The organism is Lentilactobacillus kisonensis DSM 19906 = JCM 15041 (assembly GCF_001434135.1).
Taxonomy (GTDB): domain Bacteria; phylum Bacillota; class Bacilli; order Lactobacillales; family Lactobacillaceae; genus Lentilactobacillus; species Lentilactobacillus kisonensis.
In genome coordinates this window covers 78640-97233 of sequence record NZ_AZEB01000004.1, presented here as the reverse complement: position 1 = coordinate 97233, position 18594 = coordinate 78640, and the positions used below count along the sequence as shown (strand labels likewise).

15 protein-coding genes are annotated in these 18594 nt (G+C 42.3%); 6 read left to right on the top strand and 9 right to left on the bottom strand.

Translation table 11 applies throughout. The annotated features are described in order from the left end of the window. The first annotated feature begins 263 nt into the window (after nucleotides 1–263). The 5 genes from FC98_RS03485 to FC98_RS03465 all read left to right on the top strand — a co-directional run bounded on the left by FC98_RS03485 (nucleotide 264) and on the right by FC98_RS03465 (nucleotide 5941). Nucleotides 264–1499 carry a Fic family protein gene (locus tag FC98_RS03485; protein WP_056949205.1) on the top strand — a complete coding sequence of 412 codons (1236 nt, stop codon included), beginning with the start codon at nucleotides 264–266 and terminating at the stop codon, nucleotides 1497–1499. 15 nt (nucleotides 1500–1514) lie between these two features. Continuing rightward, on the top strand, nucleotides 1515–2921 hold the full coding sequence (locus tag FC98_RS03480) for an MFS transporter (protein ID WP_054654371.1): 1407 nt from the start codon (nucleotides 1515–1517) through the stop codon (nucleotides 2919–2921). Nucleotides 2922–3303: 382 nt separating this feature from the next. Beyond that, complete coding sequence (gene gap, locus FC98_RS03475) at nucleotides 3304–4326, top strand: type I glyceraldehyde-3-phosphate dehydrogenase (RefSeq protein ID WP_040471045.1); 1023 nt, start codon at nucleotides 3304–3306, stop codon at nucleotides 4324–4326. A gap of 251 nt (nucleotides 4327–4577) precedes the next feature. Next, entirely contained in the window at nucleotides 4578–4868 is a 291-nt protein-coding gene (locus FC98_RS03470; protein WP_040471015.1) for a type II toxin-antitoxin system MqsR family toxin, read from the top strand. A gap of 131 nt (nucleotides 4869–4999) precedes the next feature. Beyond that, complete coding sequence (locus FC98_RS03465) at nucleotides 5000–5941, top strand: type II TA system antitoxin MqsA family protein (protein WP_056949204.1); 942 nt, start codon at nucleotides 5000–5002, stop codon at nucleotides 5939–5941. An 83-nt stretch (nucleotides 5942–6024) separates the two neighbouring features. On the opposite strand, the gene FC98_RS03460 is transcribed toward FC98_RS03465, so the two are convergent. From FC98_RS03460 to FC98_RS03445, 4 genes are all read right to left on the bottom strand, one after another. After that, the gene (locus tag FC98_RS03460; protein WP_008855968.1) at nucleotides 6025–6423 is read right to left on the bottom strand and encodes a hypothetical protein; all 399 of its coding nucleotides are present in this window, start codon (nucleotides 6421–6423) and stop codon (nucleotides 6025–6027) included. A gap of 167 nt (nucleotides 6424–6590) precedes the next feature. Next, on the bottom strand, nucleotides 6591–8546 hold the full coding sequence (locus FC98_RS03455; RefSeq protein ID WP_054654369.1) for a DUF5776 domain-containing protein: 1956 nt from the start codon (nucleotides 8544–8546) through the stop codon (nucleotides 6591–6593). Nucleotides 8547–8812: 266 nt separating this feature from the next. Beyond that, on the bottom strand, nucleotides 8813–10438 hold the full coding sequence (locus FC98_RS03450; protein ID WP_056949203.1) for an ABC-F family ATP-binding cassette domain-containing protein: 1626 nt from the start codon (nucleotides 10436–10438) through the stop codon (nucleotides 8813–8815). A 547-nt stretch (nucleotides 10439–10985) separates the two neighbouring features. After that, complete coding sequence (locus FC98_RS03445; RefSeq protein WP_056949214.1) at nucleotides 10986–11645, bottom strand: histidine phosphatase family protein; 660 nt, start codon at nucleotides 11643–11645, stop codon at nucleotides 10986–10988. A gap of 358 nt (nucleotides 11646–12003) precedes the next feature. Here FC98_RS03445 and FC98_RS03440 point away from each other — a divergent pair, with 358 nt between their 5' ends. Further along, nucleotides 12004–12825: a ZIP family metal transporter gene (locus FC98_RS03440; RefSeq protein WP_054654367.1), complete on the top strand. Its 822-nt coding sequence runs from the start codon at nucleotides 12004–12006 to the stop codon at nucleotides 12823–12825. 168 nt (nucleotides 12826–12993) lie between these two features. Here FC98_RS03440 and FC98_RS03435 read toward each other — a convergent pair whose 3' ends face one another. From FC98_RS03435 to FC98_RS03410, 5 genes are all read right to left on the bottom strand, one after another. Then, the gene (locus tag FC98_RS03435) at nucleotides 12994–13596 is read right to left on the bottom strand and encodes a sugar O-acetyltransferase (protein ID WP_008855975.1); all 603 of its coding nucleotides are present in this window, start codon (nucleotides 13594–13596) and stop codon (nucleotides 12994–12996) included. Between the two features lie 13 nt (nucleotides 13597–13609). After that, the gene (locus FC98_RS03430; RefSeq protein ID WP_056949202.1) at nucleotides 13610–14467 is read right to left on the bottom strand and encodes an aldo/keto reductase; all 858 of its coding nucleotides are present in this window, start codon (nucleotides 14465–14467) and stop codon (nucleotides 13610–13612) included. A 15-nt stretch (nucleotides 14468–14482) separates the two neighbouring features. After that, on the bottom strand, nucleotides 14483–15043 hold the full coding sequence (locus FC98_RS03425; protein WP_008855973.1) for a sugar O-acetyltransferase: 561 nt from the start codon (nucleotides 15041–15043) through the stop codon (nucleotides 14483–14485). A gap of 359 nt (nucleotides 15044–15402) precedes the next feature. Continuing rightward, nucleotides 15403–16827, bottom strand: coding sequence for an L-arabinose isomerase (gene araA, locus FC98_RS03415; RefSeq protein ID WP_008855951.1), 1425 nt, complete (start codon nucleotides 16825–16827; stop codon nucleotides 15403–15405). Between the two features lie 295 nt (nucleotides 16828–17122). After that, nucleotides 17123–18499, bottom strand: a complete 1377-nt coding sequence (locus tag FC98_RS03410; RefSeq protein WP_054654366.1) for a sugar porter family MFS transporter — start codon at nucleotides 18497–18499, stop codon at nucleotides 17123–17125. Between the last annotated feature and the right edge of the window lie 95 nt (nucleotides 18500–18594).

Sequence of the window (18594 nt, the reverse complement as noted above, 5' to 3'; positions counted from 1 at the left end):
TCGCTTTTTTATTTGCTTGATGCTTAAAAATCCAAATCCAAAGAATCGTGAAAAAGATAGCAATAATTTTAAATTTACTGACATTTTTTAAAAATTCGTGATATGATTTAAATCAAGTTTTGAAATATCGCCGTTTTTTGCAATCTTTAGTATTTATGGACCATTAAGTTTTTAAATTATAACAATATTTTAAAATTCGTTTTAATAAGCACGATTACATTTTCAATTATTACAAATATTTAAAACTTGGAGGGAAATTAATCATGGCAGATTATCATAATTTGAAAATATTTAAATATGAACACCCCACTGCTGATATCAATGCTGAATATCAAAATCGACTTAACTCCCCAACTAGCATTACAACCAATCTCAAAATCAACCCAATGAATGACGGGATTAGGCAAAGCTCTGTTTACCCATTATTTTTACTTCCGATCCAAGAAATTTTACAGCTGCAGGATCAAATTCAACAAAACGCCACTGAAATAACGCGACTCATGGCAAGCCTACCCGGAATTGCATCTAGCCAGATGTTTCTGAATACCTTATCTAACGAAATTAGGAGTACAAATGAAATTGAAGGCGTAAAAACAACTAATAAAGAGGTCAATCAGGCGATCATCGCTGCACAAAGCCGCTCTGAAGAAAACAGCCGTTTACAATCATTTGCAAGAATGTATCTTAAAATTCAAAATCGAGAAAACTTACAAATTCATACCTTGGACGACATTCGAAAGATTTATGACTTCTTGTTAGCTGGCGAAATTGCGCCTGATCGTACGCCTGATGGCAAACTCTTCAGAGATCGATTTGTTCGAATTGGAAACGAACTAAATACCGTTCACCTGCCAAAAGAGCATGAAACCGACTTTTCATCAGACCTAATTGACTGGATTGCCTTTATTAACGATGATACGGTCCCTTTCTTAATTAAGGCATTTATCGCGCATTACTATTTTGAATATATCCATCCCTTTAACGATGGAAATGGCAGAACCGGCAGATATATCGCCTGTGTTTACATTGGCTATAAGTTGGATCCAATGTCAGCAATCACTTTTTCAAGCGAGATTAACAAAAGCCGAAATAAATATTACTCAGCGTTTCAAGATGTCAGCGACGAAAAAAATAGGGGCGAAATCACTTTTTTCGTTCTTGAAATGATGAAGATTCTCGCTGAAGGTCAAACAACATTAATTCGGAAATTTAGAGAAAACAGCCGTCGATTGGAAGTTATCAATACTAACCTTAAGGCATTCTCTAACGACTCATCCATTAGAGAAATATTATTTATTTACGCCCAAGCATATTTGTTTAACGATGTGAGTGACGGGCTTGAAGATCGCGAACTTAAACTGGCTGCCGCTAATATTCCTAACACCCAAATAAGGCGGAAGCTCGATTTACTCACCAAATCTAACACCCTAGAAATAACAAAGCACTCTCCTCTCACTAGAAAGTTAACGCAATCCTTCATCAACCAAAACAACTTTTAAAAAAGAGATGACATCATGACAACGAACAACGAAAAGATCAGCCGGCAAACATTTTTAGCGCTATTGGCGGCTGCCCTCCTCTCATTTACTGGCATTCTAACCGAAACGTCAATGAACGTTACTTTTCCAGAACTCACTAAGATCTTTAACGTTACTTTGGACACCATCCAGTGGATCACAACCGGCTACTTACTGATGGTGACCATTGTCATGGCGACGACTGCCTATTTGCTAAAAAAGTTCAAATCCCAAAACATTCATTTGTTCGCCGCAATTGCTTTTGTGGTCGGTGACGTCATGTGTGCGGTGTCACCAAGCTTTCCCATTCTTCTGAGCGGACGGCTCATTCAAGCCATTGCAACCGGATTATCCACCCCGTTGATGTTTCACATCATTTTTAATCGGGTGCCGGCCGGTCGGATTGGCTCAATGACTGGGCTGGCAGGGATGGTTATTTCACTTGCCCCGGCACTAGGCCCCACTTATGGCGGTACCATCTCCTCCACGATGTCCTGGCGGATGATCTTCTGGTTAATCCTGCCAATCATCGTCATCAGTTGGTGGTTGGGATCTCACTACATCCGCATTGATCCTGTCGGTACCGGCTCGTTCGATGTATTGAGCTTGGGCCTTCTGGCAGTGACCTTATTTTCACTGGTCTATTCAGTTAGTAAGGCCGGCAAATATCCCATCTTGAGTTCAGCGGTTATCATCCCATTTATCATCGGCTTGATTGCGTTGGCACTATTCATTTATTCAGATACCCACGGCCAGTCACAGCTTCTCGATATTCGAATTTTGAAATGGTTGTCAACTTCCCTATCGGCCTTCACTTATTTCGTATTGCAATTTGTGAACATTGGAATTTCCTTCCTGATTCCCGTTTATTGTCAATACGTCTTGCATACGTCGCCATTTATTGCCGGATTGGTCCTGTTGCCCGGCTCCTTGATTGGCGCAGCAATTTCCCCGTACGCCGGTCACCTCGCTGACATTAAAGGCTACGCACTGCCAATTATTCTCGGCCTCAGTTCAATGACTCTCGGCGGTATTATCTTCTTTGGTATCCAAGCCGTTCTCTCCGCGTGGATTATTATCTTCGTTTACTCATTCCTGCGCTTCGGCTTCAATATGGGGTTTTCAAATACCATTTCAAACGCAATGCTAAACGTTCCTGACCAATATACCGCAGATGTTAACTCACTGTTTAGCATGCTGCAGCAATTTGCTGGTTCAATCGGGGTTGGCCTAATGGCAGCTGTGATGGCAATCAGTCAAAATAACGGTACCGGTAATCTGGCAGCCCGATCATTTACAGGTGGGCGTTATGATTTTCTGTTGGCAACTGTACTGAGTGCCTGTGCCCTGGTTGCGGCAATTATTAATTTTAGGATTCAAAAGAAGGCCAAACCAATCAAATAATTCATTGTGTACAAGGCTTTTTGTTTGAATTTCTGATCGAAAGCGGGTAATCTGAATTTGGTTATTTGATAGAAGTAACCAAATTGCTCATTAGTTGTTTAGAATGGTGAAAACGCGGGGGTTATGTGTAGACACCCTTCTAAACCACTTAGCCAAATGATGCACCGCCAAGTAGAAGCTTTGTTCCGCTCACTCGTTTTAGGACAGCTGCGTCAGGCAGAAGCCTGTCTACGCTCACTTGTTTAGGACAGCTCCTCCAGGCAACAATCTGCGTGTAAGCACCTCAGAGAAAAATTCCAAAACCAGGAATTCCTCTCTGAGGAGACTTACACTCCGATTGTTAATCGCCTGGATCCGCTCACTATTTAAAAGGGGGACCACAATTATGGTAAAAGTTGGTATTAATGGTTTTGGTCGAATTGGTCGTTTAATTTTACGCCGAATTCTTGAGATCAATGATCCAGATTTGGAAGTTGTTGCAATCAATGATTTGACAAGTCCGTCAATGTTGGCCTATTTATTCAAATATGACTCAACTCACGGCACCGTACCTTATGAGATTTCTTCAACCGACGATTCATTAGTCGTTGATGGCAAAAAATACCGAGTTTACGCCGAAAAGGATGCTAGCCAAATTCCTTGGGTTAAGGATAACGGCGTCGATTTAGTTCTTGAATGTACTGGCTTTTATACTTCCAAGGAAAAATCCCAAGCTCACTTGGACGCCGGCGTTAAGAAGGTCTTGATTTCAGCACCAGCTGGCCCGATGAAGACGATCGTTTATAACGTTAATGATGACACCTTAACTTCAAACGACCAGATTATTTCAGCTGGTTCATGTACCACGAATGCTTTGGCACCAATGGCTTATTGGCTTAACAAAGAATTTGGAGTTGAAGTTGGCACCATGACCGCAATTCATGCGTTCACCAGTTCCCAGATGATCCTCGATGGGCCTAAAGGCAAGAAGTTCCGGCCAAATCGAACCGCTTCTGCGAACACCATTCCACATTCAACCGGTGCTGCCAAAGCAATCGGCCTGGTTATTCCAGAACTTGACGGCCACCTTCAAGGCCATGCACAACGGGTAGCGGTTGTTGACGGTTCCGTTTGTGAATTAGTATCAGTTCTTAAGACTAAGGTAACCGCCGATCAAGTCAACGATGCCATCAAGCCTCACACTGATAACAACCCAGCATTTGGTTGGAACGACGACGAAATCGTTTCTTCAGACATTATCGGCGACACCCACGGGGCAGTTTACGATCCAACTTTGACAGAAGTAACCTCAAACGGTGACTTCCAAGTCGTTAAGACTGCAACTTGGTTCGATAACGAATACGGTTTTGTAAGTAACATGGTTCGAACCGCTAAGAAATTTGCGGCAGTTTCCGGATTGAATTAGGTTAAAAATATTACAGCTACTAAAAAGGATCAGCGAACAAAATTCGCCGATCCTTTTTAGTACCTAAATTATTTTGCTCGGATTAGGCTAACCGTCAACATGGTGTCGTTAAGTGGTATTGTACCTTACTAAAATGCCACTCAAAATGGGTTAAATTGCGCATAACCAGAGATCGCTGGTGCTACTATTTAGTATCAAAAAATCACCAAACCATGTATAATGATAATCGAAGAAAGTTTGGGGGTGCCTCCTTGGAATTAGTCGTCGTTCTTGCTCAGCTAAAATACTTAGTATCCAAAAATCAGTTTCAGTTGGTAAATCGACGAGCGCATCATGCACAAGCCGTGACAACTACTTTAGCAAAAGTAATTGTTAACCAACTCAGTACCAGCGACTTTCAGAAATATGAAGAGGATCGTGATCGCCCCAAAGAATATGTTTGGGTCTTTGTAACTGACTATGGTGACACTTATTACATTAAGTTTAAATTCATCAATAATACCCAGATGGTCCGGTTTATTAGCTTTCATTTGGCAGACTAAGACAGCTATTCAACACAAAAATCTTCACACAATTACCACTAACACCAATCTCAAAACCAAGATTTGATGTTGACCCACGTGCCAGCTATTAGTAAGCTCACCGTGCTCACTTTCTTCGAGGAGGAATTAAGATGGTTAAAACTTATGTTAAAGATTACACTAATACATTTCTGATCCACGGCAACGAGTATTCAGTTACCGCTCCAGCTCGATTCGATAGCAAAACCAATGAGCTGATTAATGATCCGGAGTTAGATAATCAGGCGGTTGAAATCGCTAATGAACTGTATCGAAGGGACAAGGATCTGGTTTCCCCTACTGATATTAAAAAGTATCGTGCTAAAGTGGGGTTATCACAAAGAGAGTTTGCCAAATTACTTGGATGGAGTCCCAACACCGTTGCTTTATACGAAACGGGAGCATTCCCCTCTGAATCTAACAATAAGCTGTTGAAAGCACTCATGTCTGATGATCAGATTCTCAACAATTATCTAAAGCAGGATCAAACTAATAACAAAACCAAATTACCAACTACTACTCGAGAAAAAGTTGAAAACTATTTGAACCATAAAAGTAACAATATGATCACTTCCAATGCGATCAAGCCTAAGTTCACCGCTTTACAGCTCACTAACTGGTACCGGGTGACAAATTACTTTGATGCTAAAAATGACGAGAACATTGAGGCACTTACCCAAATGAAGGTTGTTAAGCTGCTGTACTTTGCTTTTGGCCGGTACGCAGCTAAAACACACGGGAAATTATTTGATTCGCCGATTATTGCCATGCCATATGGGCCAGTTATTGCAGAGGTTCATGAAAAATATAATGGCAAAAGAGACATTGTTTCTAGTGGCCTCAGCAAAGAAGCGTTTTCCGATTACAATTTAGTTCAACAGGATGCTGAAATAACGACTCTCCTTACTAATGTTCTAACCGATTATGGCGATAAAACTGCCGCTGGACTAAGTAAGATTACACACCAGCCCGGATCGCCATGGTCGCTAACTGATGGCGGCATTATCAACCCAACGCTAATTGCCGAATCCTTTATTCGTGGCGTTGAGCAATAGGTCTACTACTCAAAGTGGTCTCTGATTATTGTTATCAAAAAGGATCAGCGAACAAAATTCGCTGGTCCTTTTTAGTACCTAAATCATTTTGTACGGGTCAAGCTAACTGTCAAAACGTTGTCATTAGTAGTGTTATAACTAGCTAAAATTCCATTCACAACGTCAGACGCTGGTCCATGAGTCGAAGTCGAACGGTGATAAGTGTTGATCCAAGTCCCTAACGCATCAAGCCCAAACTCAAAGCCCTCAAAGACTTGCATGTACGTTGCTGATTGGGGCTCTGGCGTTTCAATCGTGACTTTTTCGACCCGCTGGTTGCTGATGATCATCGTCATTTTAATTTGGTTGGTATCAAATAAGATTGATGTGCCGTCTTCAATCTTGCTTGGCAGCTTGTAGTCTGCCAAGCGCATATTCTCGTTATATACTCTGGCAACATATTCGTAAGTTCCTAAATCGTTGGTGCCTAATTCTTGTGCCATTTGAAATCCCCCTTTGATAGTTTTGGTGACAAGCCATTAACGGAATTATAAGGGGATTATGCTTAAATGTGGGAAATTTTGACTTCACTAAGAACATGCTGAAAATACGCCTTTCGCAAAAAAAGCCTTACGATTTAATCTCATAAGGCATTTTTATTAAATTACGATTATTTCCAAATCACCAACTGCTTGTTGGCCGAGATGTAATTCCCGTTCGTCAGTTGATAACGGGTTGCATTGCCAGTTATCATTTTCTTAACTCGCAAAGTCTTATTCTTATCCACATGGCTTTGACGGCCTGTTAAGTTAGCGTTCTTGTATTGACTAATTCCCTTTGAACTAATTACGCGCACTTGCTTGGATTTTGGCATTGAGGTGTAGTAAAGATTGCTCGAGTAACTGCGCACACCGGTAATGTAGCCGGTCTTCTTGTAAGTCTTGCTACGCTTATTTTGGTCAGTCACCTTGTATCGGAAACTGCCAGTCTTCGAGAACGTATGACCAACTACTTTAAACACCGGTCGTTTTGTCCGTGACTGTTTGGTGAATTTGTTTAATCGGTTGCTGTTTGTAAAGTCTGCTGATTTGTACATGTAAGCACCCTTAGTGAGGTAAATCGTAGCACCAACCTTAGTCGCGTTTCCCGGCACTTTATTCTGTGGTGTTGTTGGTTTTTCAGTTTCTGGTGTTGGGTTTGTCGGCACAGTCGGCGTTGTTGGAGACGTTGGCGCACTCACTTCAGGAGCGTGATCGATCGGCGGCACAGTCATCCCGGGAACCCAGCTAGCGGTTAAAACTTCATCGATGGTATCCGCTATTTTACTAGTAGCAAACTGGTTAAGGCTCAATTGATTACCATTAACTACCACCTTACCCTTTTTGTTATACCAGCCACCAAATTGATATCCTTTTCGTTGAGCATCAGGAACTTCAACATAATTATCTGTCTTAGGAACGACTCGAACAATATCCTTATTTACCCCATCGTCAAACTTAAAGATAATTGAAGCAGTATCTGCATTTGGTTTAACTAAATCAGTACCGGGAGCAACAGTGTTTTCACTAACCTCCAGAGCTTCTCTTGGATTTGCCTTTTCCCCTAAAATCAGCCCATTCGCAGCATTCACTGTGTTCCTTGCAAAGGTGAGACTTCCTGATGTATTTTGCTCGCCCTTATAGTTAAGTGTTCTGAGCCCGACATAACCACCAAGCACGTTTTCTGTAACTTGAAGGCTTTCAATATTCCCCACAATAATCGCGTGAACGTTACTAATAGTACTTTTCAACGAATAGTCATTCACCGTGTTCTTCTCAATTTTTAAAGCGCCAATACCATAGTTTCCTGAATCTTTGGGCACATTCCCAATCGCAACAACTAAATTTCGATTTCCGCTGGGACCAGTCCCACCAGGACACATAAGTTTATTATTAATAATTTCAATGTTATCCAACTTATTATTAATACCACCGCCAACAACGTTGATTCCTGTCCAGGAATTCGTATTCGTTGGACTAGCAATGGTAAATTTATTATTAGTAATTTTAATATTATCTGCATCACCAGTTAACCAAACAGAATTATACTGTCCACTGACATTCCCTGGATTAAGCTCAAATGTATTGTTTGATACTGAGATATCTGGACATGCAATCCATAGTTGAATTTGCTTAGCGGTGCTACCTGTATTGTCAAAATGGATATTTGAAATTGTACTCCCCTGTGCCCCATCATTGAGAAATACTGCAGCTTTTATGGTAGCTTTCTCGCCACCAACAAGCTGTACCTTTTTACCAATATGAATGGTACCGGTGTCTGGCATTGTCCCGTTGATAGTAATCTCATTATTAGCTTCATCAGTAGCAGCAACGGCCTCTTGCAATGTGTCATATGTTGTCCCTCCAACAGTCGCACTATGTGTATTCTTTACACCAATTTGACCATCGCCAATCGGTGCGGCTGCTGAGGTATCTTCCTTCGGCACTGTCACAGTCGACCCAGGCGCCGCCGTCTCCGCGTTCGCCTTTGAGCTTAAATTAGTCAGCCCTGCCCCACTCAACAACACAACCGTTGAAAACAAGCCAACCATAATCCCTCTTTTAATCTTGCTATTATAACTAGTCATTCGTTACATCTCCTCTTGAAAATTCTATTCCGTCTCAATATACTTTATGTATATCATAGGTAGTATCTTATAAAATAAAATCGAAGAAAATTAGAAGAGCCGATGACTATTTCGGTACTTTTATCAAATCATTGTTAAATTAGTTATGGCGAATTATCAATCCAAAATCAATTCGCCAATTTCTTTGGTTTAAACACACAAATAGCCCCCACAAATCCAATTTTTAAGATTTGCGGGGACTATTCTTTAATTTTTATATTCGCAGATTATTCATACAAATCAGCCAACTTCTTCTGCACGTCCGGATGATTGATGAATTCATCGTAAGTCGTGTCAGCCTTATCAATAATGCCATTATTAGATACTTCAATGATGTGGTTGGCAATTGTCTGAATGAACTCATGGTCATGGGACGTGAAGATGATTGAGCCTGGGAAAGCCACCAAGCCCTCATTGAGTGAAGTGATTGACTCCAAGTCCAAGTGATTCGTTGGGTCATCCAGCAGCAACGTATTGCCCTTCTGCAACATCACCTTGGACAGCATGCAGCGCACCTTCTCGCCTCCGGACAACACGTTAACTTCCTTGTTAACATCATCCCCGGAAAACAACATCCGCCCAAGGAAACCACGAAGGAAGGCGTCATCATCACTACCCTTTTGCGCGTACTGACGCAACCAGTCGATAATTCGTAAACTATTATCGTTAAACTCAGCCGAGAAGTCCTTTGGGATCGAGGTCATTTCAACGGTTTGACCCCAGGTAATTTCACCCGTATCCGGCTTCATCGTTCCGGCCAATATCTGCATCAAGGTTGTCGTTGCCAAATCGTTTCGGCTAACCAAGGCAGTCTTTTCTCCAGGACGCAACGTGAAGGTGACGTTATCAAGGATTTTAACGCCGTCAATAGATTTAGAAAAATTATCAACCCTCAAAAGATCGTTCCCTAATGACCGTTCCTCCTCAAAATGAATGAACGGATATTTTCGGGAGGACGGCTTAATGTCATCCAATGAAATTTTGTCCAATTGTTTCTTTCGCGAAGTGGCCTGTTTTGACTTAGAAGCATTCGCACTAAACCGGGCAACGAACGCTTGCAGCTCTTTGATCTTATCTTCTTTTTTGGCGTTAGAGTCTGCCCGCATTTTGGCAGCCAACTGACTGGATTGCAGCCAAAAATCATAGTTGCCAACGTACATTGTGATTTCACCAAAATCAACGTCACACATCTGCGTACACGTTTGGTTCAAGAAGTGACGGTCATGAGAAACGATAATCGTAATCTTAGAATAGTCGGCTAAAAAGTTCTCTAACCACTCGATACTGTATACATCAAGTCCGTTAGTCGGCTCATCTAGCAATAGAATATCCGGCTCACCAAATAGCGCCCGTGCCAATAACACTTTCACTTTTTGGCCTTCCGTTAATTCACTCATTAACTGTTGGTGAAGGTCTTCTGGAATTTCCAGTGACTGCAACAGCTGTGAGGCATCTGCTTCGGCGTTCCAGCCATCCATTTCCGCAAATTCAGCTTCCAAATTAGCAGCCTTGATCCCATCCTCATCAGAGAAATCAGGCTTAGCGTATAAGGCATCCTTTTCTTCCATAATATCGGCAAGCTGCTTGTAACCTTGAATCACAGTTTGCAAAACCGTCTGATCTTCAAAACCATAATGATCCTGACTTAAGCTGGAAATCCGCTCGTTTTTATCGATATGAATTTCACCGGTTGAAGGCGCTAATTTGCCTTCCAACAATTTTAGAAAGGTTGATTTACCGGCACCATTCGCACCAATTACGCCATAACAGTTGCCCGGCGTGAACTTTAAATTAACGTTATCATATAGTTTTTTACCTGAGAGTTGTAATCCCATGTCTGAAATTGTAATCATTGATATACCTCACTGTTTCTTTGTCTGAAAACGGGAACTTGTTTGGATGTTCGTTGCGCTACTTGGCGACTGTTCTATCTGACACAGAGTAGGACAGCTCCGCAAAGCAAAAGCCTGCATATCAGAACCTTCTGAAAAAATCCCCAAAGCCCAGGAATTTCTCCAGAAGGAACTTATATTCCGGCTTTTAACCGCTTGTCTCCGCTCACTTATCCTAGGCTAGGACAGCTCCTCAAAGCAGAGGCTTGCACCTAAGCCTTCTCTGCCAAAAATCCAAACCCAGGATTTCTGGCAGAGAAAACTTAGGCTCCAGCCTCTAACCGCTTCGCTCCGCTCACTTATCTTAGGACAGCTCCTCAAAGCAGAGATCTGCGCGTAAGCACCTCTACCAAAAATCCCAGAACCGGGGATTTCTGGTAGAGGAGACTTACACTCCGATCTCTAACCGCTTTGCTGCGCTCACTCACAAAAAAATCAGGACCCATTTTCTCGTCCTGACTTACACATTATCAAATCAATATATCATATTAAACAAGGTTAAACAACACTAGACCTCGCCAAGATTGTTAAAGTACTCAACTTGGATATCGTCATCACTGATAATCAATTTAGTGACACTGCCATTTTCGGTTGCCTTACCAAGGTCTAGCTTGGGCGCATACCGATCAACAACGGAACGAATCGTCATTCCGTGAGACACAATCAAAATTTTGTCACCATCATGGGTCGTTTTGCGGATTTTATCAAACCCTCGGTCCAATCGTTTCCAAAACATGTCATTATTTTCAGCCTGATTATACAAATCAGCATGGTGAATCAAGTCACGGGCCCGTTCCAGACCAAATTCTTTTAAAACCTTGGCTTCAGACGTTGTTTTAACCTGCTCACCCACAAACTGCCACATTTGGTTAGTATCGTTACCTTCGAAATAGCCATGAAATTGTTCGCGAAGTTCTGGATACTGGTAGCTGACAATGTTCATGTTATGCGGATTGGCCCGCAAAATAATTTTGGCGGTATCGATTGCCCGACCAGAATCACTTGAAAAGGCAGCGGTAAAATTGATTTTAGAAAGCCGTTCACCAGCACTTTTGGCATCTTGAATGCCCTTTTCCGTTAATGGCGAATCAATCCAACCCTGAATCTTATTATATAAGTTCAAGTACGTCTGTCCATGTCGCACCATGTATGCAGTGACCTTTGCCAAAAAAATCATCCCATTTCTTCAAATTTAGGACAGTTATCTAAAGCGGAGACTTCCATATAAGCGCCGCAGCCCAAATTCCAAAACTAGGAATTTCTGGTCGAGGAGATTTATATCCGGCAGTCGTGAAACGCCTAACCTACTTGGCAGTTTCTAACTACTTTGTTCCGCTCACTTCATGTCCATAGGTTAAGTATAGCTAATTCGTTGAAATTAATCACTTAAAGCAAAGCATTAAATGGGAATAATTCTTTGAGGACATCAATAAAGTTATGATTTGCCTCGTTCTGACAATCACAAATAGGCATAGTAATTTGTTATACTTAAGATAACAACTACCAGATACAAAAGTGAGGTTATTATGGAAGTTATTCTAAACTTTTCCCCCTGGCAGCAGGCTTTAATTGCGACATTATTCACCTGGGGTGTTACCGCCCTAGGAGCTGCGCTAGTTTTTGCGTTTAAAACAATTCGAAACAACGCGCTGGCCTTAATGTATGGGTTTGCGGCTGGTGTCATGATTGCGACTTCTTTTTGGTCACTACTAGATCCGGCCATCAACTTAGCCGAAACCCAAGATCGGGTGCCATGGCTGGTTGTCGCCATTGGCTTTATCGCTGGCGGCTTCTTCTTATACCTAGCAGACAAGCTCATTCCCGCCCTTTATCTCAAGCATAGCCGCCATGAAGCTACTTCTCGATCAGGCCTCAAACGGGTGATTCTCTTAGTCTTTTCGATTACACTGCACAATATTCCAGAAGGCTTAGCAGTCGGCGTTGCTTTTGGGGCTATCGGGGCGACCCAAAATGGCAGTCAAACGGCCGCAATTGTTGCAGCCATGACCGTTGCAATTGGTATTGGCCTACAAAACTTTCCAGAAGGTGCCGCCGTTTCGATTCCGCTTCGTCAAAGTGGCATGAGTCGAACACGGGCCTTTATGTATGGCCAATCCAGTGGGATCGTTGAACCAATCGCTGGCGTTTTGGGTGCGGTGTTGGTAGCTTCTGTGAACACAATTTTGCCGTATGCCTTAGCATTTGCGGCCGGCGCCATGATTTACGTTGCCTGCAAGGAGTTAATTCCAGAAGCCCACGCTCGAACCAAAGCGGAATCCCACTGGGCCATCTTTGGAATCATGGCGGGCTTTACACTGATGATGGTGTTGGATGTGGCGTTGGGATAAAACAGCCCGTCCTAATCAATTTAGTTCTAACTCAAAAGACAGTCCATAAAATTCATAAAGGCGGCGTAACCCCAAATAAAGGACGATCACTGACACTCCCAGTAATCGTCCTTTACTGTTGCTTATCAAATGGCTAGCGCTGCCATAGTTCATTTAAGGCTATTAACCCTACTTCGCTGACAAATCGTGCCCATCAAATCCCGTCCGATCAGCCGCGGTAATCTTTCGCAATACACGACAAGGATTACCTGCTGCAATCACGTTAGCTGGAATATCTCGAGTAACGACACTGCCGCCACCAATGATACTATTGTTACCAATCTTGACTCCTGGTAAAACAGTGACGTTGGCTGCGATCCAAACGTTGTCACCAACTGTGATCGGTTTGGCAATGCAGCCACCAGTTTGGCGTTCAGTAGGATCAAACAAATGATTGCTAGTATATAGCCCCACCTTTGGCCCAAGCAGAACATGGGTGCCAATCGTGATTGGCGCGCCATCGAGCATGACACAATCATAATTAGCATAGAAGTAATCACCCACCTGAATATTTCGACCAAACTCACAACGAAAATTCGGTTCGATCATGGGATCGCTGCCGACTTTTCCCACCAACTTGGCAAACAACAACACTCGCTTGTTCGGATCAACTTCTGCGTTTAATTGCTGCGTCGTGGCAGTTGCTTGAGCCCGCAACGCCACCAACTTGGGGTCAAGATCATCGTATGGTTGGCCGGTAGCCATGTAGGTAAATTTTTCATTTAAGTCCATTTAACGCTTCCTTCTAATGATGCGGGTATTGATGGCCAATTTCGTAGACCATTTCCGGTTCTTGGCTGATTCGGGTATTCTTGTTCAAAGCATCGACCCAAGCCATTTCCTCATCGGTCAATTTAAAGTCATAGATGTCAGCATTTTGCTTAATTCGCTCTGGGTGAACTGACTTGGGAATAAATGAATCCCCGCGTTGTAAGTGCCACCGCAAAATGATTTGAGCAGCTGATTTACCGTGATGCTTCGCAATTTTTAGGATCGCTGGATCTTCAAAAATCCGACCACGGCCAAGTGGCGCCCAAGCTTGAGTAACAATATGATTTTTCCGGTCAAAGTTAATCATCGCTTCTTGGGAAAGGTATGGGTGGACTTCTAGCTGGTTCAAAACTGGCATTTCATTCGCTTTGGTTGCGAGGTATTCTAAGTGAACCATCCCATAATTACTTGTCCCAATTGACTTAGTGAGGCCTTGTTCCTTCAATGCTTCAAAGGCTTTCCAGGTTTCAAAGAAATGCTGGTGAATTGGCCAGTGAACCAACAACAGGTCAACGTAATCTAATTGAAGCTTCTTCAAGGATTCTTCAACTGAAGCTATCACCTTGTCGTAGCCCTGATTGGCTTCAGCAACCTTTGTCGTCACAAAAATCTCGTTTCGCGGCACGCTTAGTTCTTTGATCGCTTTACCAACAGCCGCTTCATTGCCATACATTTGGGCGGTATCAAACAGCCGATAACCGGCATCATAGGCAACCTTCACGGAATCAATCAGCTCCCGTTCCTCAGTCATTTTATACACGCCAAGTCCCTGATTGGGCATCGTGTGACCATCAGCAAATTTAAGGCTTGAATCAATCTTTTGAGTATCCATCAAATTCCTCCAACGTTACTTTAGTTTCTTAATGATTCTGGCAGGATTCCCACCGATTAGGACGTTATCACCAAATGATTTCGTGACAACCGCGCCTGCAGCAATTATAACATTATCACCAAGGGTAACACCGGGAACAATAATAGCGCCCCCACCCGTCCACAGATTATCGCCAATCGTCACATCAGCGGGATATTCATAGTTGGCAATTCGTTCCTCAGCATCCAGCGGGTGATTAACGGAAAAAATCTGGGTATTAGGACCAAGCATAGCGTTCTTACCAATGGTGATCTTGCCAACGTCGATAAACGTACAGCCATAATTGGCAAAGAAATTCTCACCAACTGAAACCGTATCCCCATAATCGCATTGAAACGGCGATTGAACGTCGACCTTCTTGCCCGTTTTGTGAAAAATCTTTTTAATTAACTGGCTGCCTTGATCTGGATCTTCTCTGGCAACTCGATTGAATTCATCAATCAATAATCGATTCTTTCGGCGGTCTTCAGCCAATTCCGGGTCCGTATTTAGATAACGTTTACCTGCCAACATCTTGTCTTTTTCAGTACTTACCATGGGTTCCTCCGATTAATTTAGGCTTTATGTATAAACAAGGTCGAGGCAATTTGATTGTCTCGACCTCGTTTTGAATCCGTTTTATTGGATGGTTCTTTTGTTTGATGAGTTGTCGGTTAGGGAATAGTTTAAGATCTTGGTTACAGTGAGTGACCCACTCTGTAAAGCAGAGACTTACATCTAAAGTCGTATAAGATAAAGCTTTTTTATCTAGTGATGGCTTCGCTTTTATATTGAGTAGGACCGCTCCGCAAAGCAGAAATCTGCGTGTAAGCACCTCAAGCAAAAATCCCCAAAGCCCAGGGATTTTCGCTTGAGGAGACTTACACTCCGATTTCTAAACGCTTTGCTCCGCTCACTTACTTAATGTCGTTAAACGTCAAATTGAACATTGTTGCCAAGTCTTGGAATTGGGTTTCCGTTGCAGCAAATGTCAAGACAGTATGGTGACCGCCACCATCATGAATCCATTGCGTAGCACCGTGTTTCAAGCCCATCTTTGGTGTCCACATTTGTTTAGCAACTGGCAAGTTTGGTGTTGGCTTTGGTGCCTTGTGACCATCAACCGCGTAACCAATCATGCGATATTCATTACCGAAGTCTGAAATCGTGACATCCATGGCGTCGCCTTCACGACCGGTAAATACCAAACGTGCAGGATCTGCTTTACCACCAATATCCAATGGATGAACTTCGACACGAGGCTTGTCACTAGCAATACTTGGGTCAACTTCAAGCATATGTGAACCGAGGATGGCTTCTTTGCCCTTTTGTAATTCAAGGGTGTAGTCTTCCATGAAGGCTGTTGCTTGATTATGAGTCATGATCTTAGTCAAACGATCCAAGGCAGCTGTCTTCCAGTCACCTTCAGCACCGAAGCCGTAACCTTCAGCCATCAACAGTTGAGCTGCAAGGCCTGGTAATTGTTCCAAACCGTAGAGGTCTTCAAAGTTAGTGGTGAATGCTGAATAGTTTCCTTTGTCAAGGAAGTTCTTGATACCGAAGTATTCACGAATTTGGTAACGAACTGAATGTTCGTACTTATCCTTGTCATTATCACCCTGAACAAATTCATACTTATCTTGTAGTTCTTTATACTTCTTGTCGATGTCATCTTCAGAAACAGCGTTAACTGATTGTACTAAGTCACCTAATGCATAGTAATCAACAGTCCAGCCAAATTGAATCTGGGCTTCAACCTTGTCACCTTCAGTAACGGCAACGTTTCTCATGTTGTCACCAAAACGGGCAACCTTGATGTTAAAGCTTTCGTTGTAAGCAACCGCAACATCTTCCCAGTCAGCAATTTCGTCTTGGACTTCTGGATCTCCCCACCAGCCATAAACGATCTTGTTGTTCATGCGAAGACGCGCATTGATAAAGCCGTATTCACGATCACCATGAGCACTTTGGTTCAAGTTCATGTAATCAAAGTCGATGGTGTCATATGGAATGTGATCAAGGTACTGAGTAGCTAAGTGAAGCAAAGGCTTTTGCAGTAACTTAGTCCCACGGATCCAGTTCTTAGCTGGTGAGAAAGTATGCATCCAGGTAATAATTCCAGCAACCTTATCGTTGTAGTTAACATCTTTCATTAACTTAGTGATACTGTCAGCAGTTGTGGCAACCAACTTAAATACAACTGGGTAAGGTAATTTACCTGAAGCATTCAGCTTGTCAACCATATCCTTGGCATCTTTTTCAACGGACTTTAATTGCTCTTCACCATAAAGGTGCTGACTACCAGTAACGAACCAAAATTCATAATCAGGAACTTTTAACATAACGTTTTCTCTCCTTGTAGTGACATAATTTTATCACCTGGGTAAAATCGCCAGGCATTTATAACGAACAAATCTCACACAGGTAAGCAAATAATTAGGTTACTGTTATCGCTTACATGAAATAGTATAAAATATTTGTACGCATAAATCAACACCAAATTATATTTATTAGCATAAAATTTGCAACCAATATTCAAATAGTCAGAGAAGTGGCTATATACATACAAAAATCAATCATTCCCATACTAAGAATGATTGATTTTAAGTTATCGTTTATAGTTGATAAGCTTCATAATTAATTAGATGACGTATTTTCAGCTTCTTTAACCCCGGCAGCTTTATGAAGATCAAGTTCAATCTCTTCAAGTGATTTACCACGGGTTTCAAGGAACTTGCTGTGGCATACCCAAATGGCAACGCCACAGAGAACTGCGTAGAACAGGAACGAATTATCAAGTCCCCATGAACTGAGCATCATTGGGAATGTCAAAGAAACAACCATATCAGCTAACCAGTTAGTTGCCGAGCAAAGTGATGTCCCTAAACCACGAATGTTGAGTGGGAAGACTTCACCAATGAGAACCCAGGTAACGGGTGCCCAAGTTGTTGCATAAAAGGCAATGTAAACAGTTAAGGCAATCGCACTGACGTAAGCAGCGGCCTGAGAACCGTTATCAAATTTCAAAATGGTGTACATCACAACCAGTGAGAGACCCATTCCAGTTGCACCGAACTCAAGCATTTTCTTTCGATCGACTTTATCCATTAACATCATCGCAACAATGGTAACGAGGACGTTAACGACACCAATTCCGATATGAGCAAGTAACGCAGCAATAACTCCCCAGCCAACGTCGGTAAAAATGGTTGGTGCATAGAAAATAACACTGTTACTACCAATAACTTGTTGGAAAATTGCAACACCCAGTCCAGTAATCAAGGCTGGTCGAACACCTTTTCCAAATAGTTCTTTCCAACCACCAACGGGTTGCTTAGCAGTTTCTTCAATTTCATCAAGCGCAACTTTAACAGCTTTGTCATCGTGTTTGTTGGTATCCATTAAGACGTCACGAGCTTCATCAATCTTACCAATCTTAACCAAGAACCGTGGGCTTTCTGGTAAGAACAGCGCACCAAAGAACAGAATGGCAGCTAGTAAGGCCGCAAATCCTAACATCCAACGCCAGCCGGTATACATGTGGGCAAATGAGTAGTTTAAAATGTAAGCTAACAAAATACCAATCATAACCATCAGCTGGAACATCGTTGCAACGGCACCATGCATACTCTTAGGAGCAAGTTCATGCAGGTAAGCTGGAATCAACGCTGATGTAATTCCGACACCAATTCCTAGAACAACACGCGTTGAAACCAGTATCCAGAATTCAGGTGCGAATCCTGACGTTAATGCACCAAAGAAGAAGATAACCGAAGCCCAAATCAAAAGTTTACGACGACCATAAGTATCCAAAAACTTACTAGTTGCCAAGGCACCGATAATCGCACCAATCAAGACTGAACTAACAACCCAGCCTTCTTGCCATGGACCCAGGTGAAATTGCTTTGAGATAAATAGAATTGCCCCTGAAACAGACGCAATATCATACCCAAAAAGTAAGCCCCCTAAGGCACCAAAGGTATAAATAAAACCATTATTTGTAACTTTCTTCAATCCAAGCACCCCATTCGATTAATTTACTAAAGCAAAAAATTGCTGAACCAAAATATTGTGCGCACATTGTAACCGATTTCTGACATCGCTTACAA

Excerpts from the sequence above, each read along its gene's own strand:
- FC98_RS03430 (WP_056949202.1), bottom strand. The coding sequence starts at position 14,467 with ATGGATACTCAAAAGATTGATTCAAGCCTTAAATTTGCTGATGGTCAC.
- FC98_RS03425 (WP_008855973.1), bottom strand. The coding sequence starts at position 15,043 with ATGGTAAGTACTGAAAAAGACAAGATGTTGGCAGGTAAACGTTATCTA.
- FC98_RS03440 (WP_054654367.1), top strand. The coding sequence starts at position 12,004 with ATGGAAGTTATTCTAAACTTTTCCCCCTGGCAGCAGGCTTTAATTGCG.
- FC98_RS03485 (WP_056949205.1), top strand. The coding sequence starts at position 264 with ATGGCAGATTATCATAATTTGAAAATATTTAAATATGAACACCCCACT.
- FC98_RS03455 (WP_054654369.1), bottom strand. The coding sequence starts at position 8,546 with ATGACTAGTTATAATAGCAAGATTAAAAGAGGGATTATGGTTGGCTTG.
- araA (WP_008855951.1), bottom strand. The coding sequence starts at position 16,827 with ATGTTAAAAGTTCCTGATTATGAATTTTGGTTCGTTACTGGTAGTCAG.
- FC98_RS03435 (WP_008855975.1), bottom strand. The coding sequence starts at position 13,596 with ATGGACTTAAATGAAAAATTTACCTACATGGCTACCGGCCAACCATAC.
- FC98_RS03460 (WP_008855968.1), bottom strand. The coding sequence starts at position 6,423 with ATGGCACAAGAATTAGGCACCAACGATTTAGGAACTTACGAATATGTT.
- FC98_RS03450 (WP_056949203.1), bottom strand. The coding sequence starts at position 10,438 with ATGATTACAATTTCAGACATGGGATTACAACTCTCAGGTAAAAAACTA.
- FC98_RS03480 (WP_054654371.1), top strand. The coding sequence starts at position 1,515 with ATGACAACGAACAACGAAAAGATCAGCCGGCAAACATTTTTAGCGCTA.
- FC98_RS03465 (WP_056949204.1), top strand. The coding sequence starts at position 5,000 with ATGGTTAAAACTTATGTTAAAGATTACACTAATACATTTCTGATCCAC.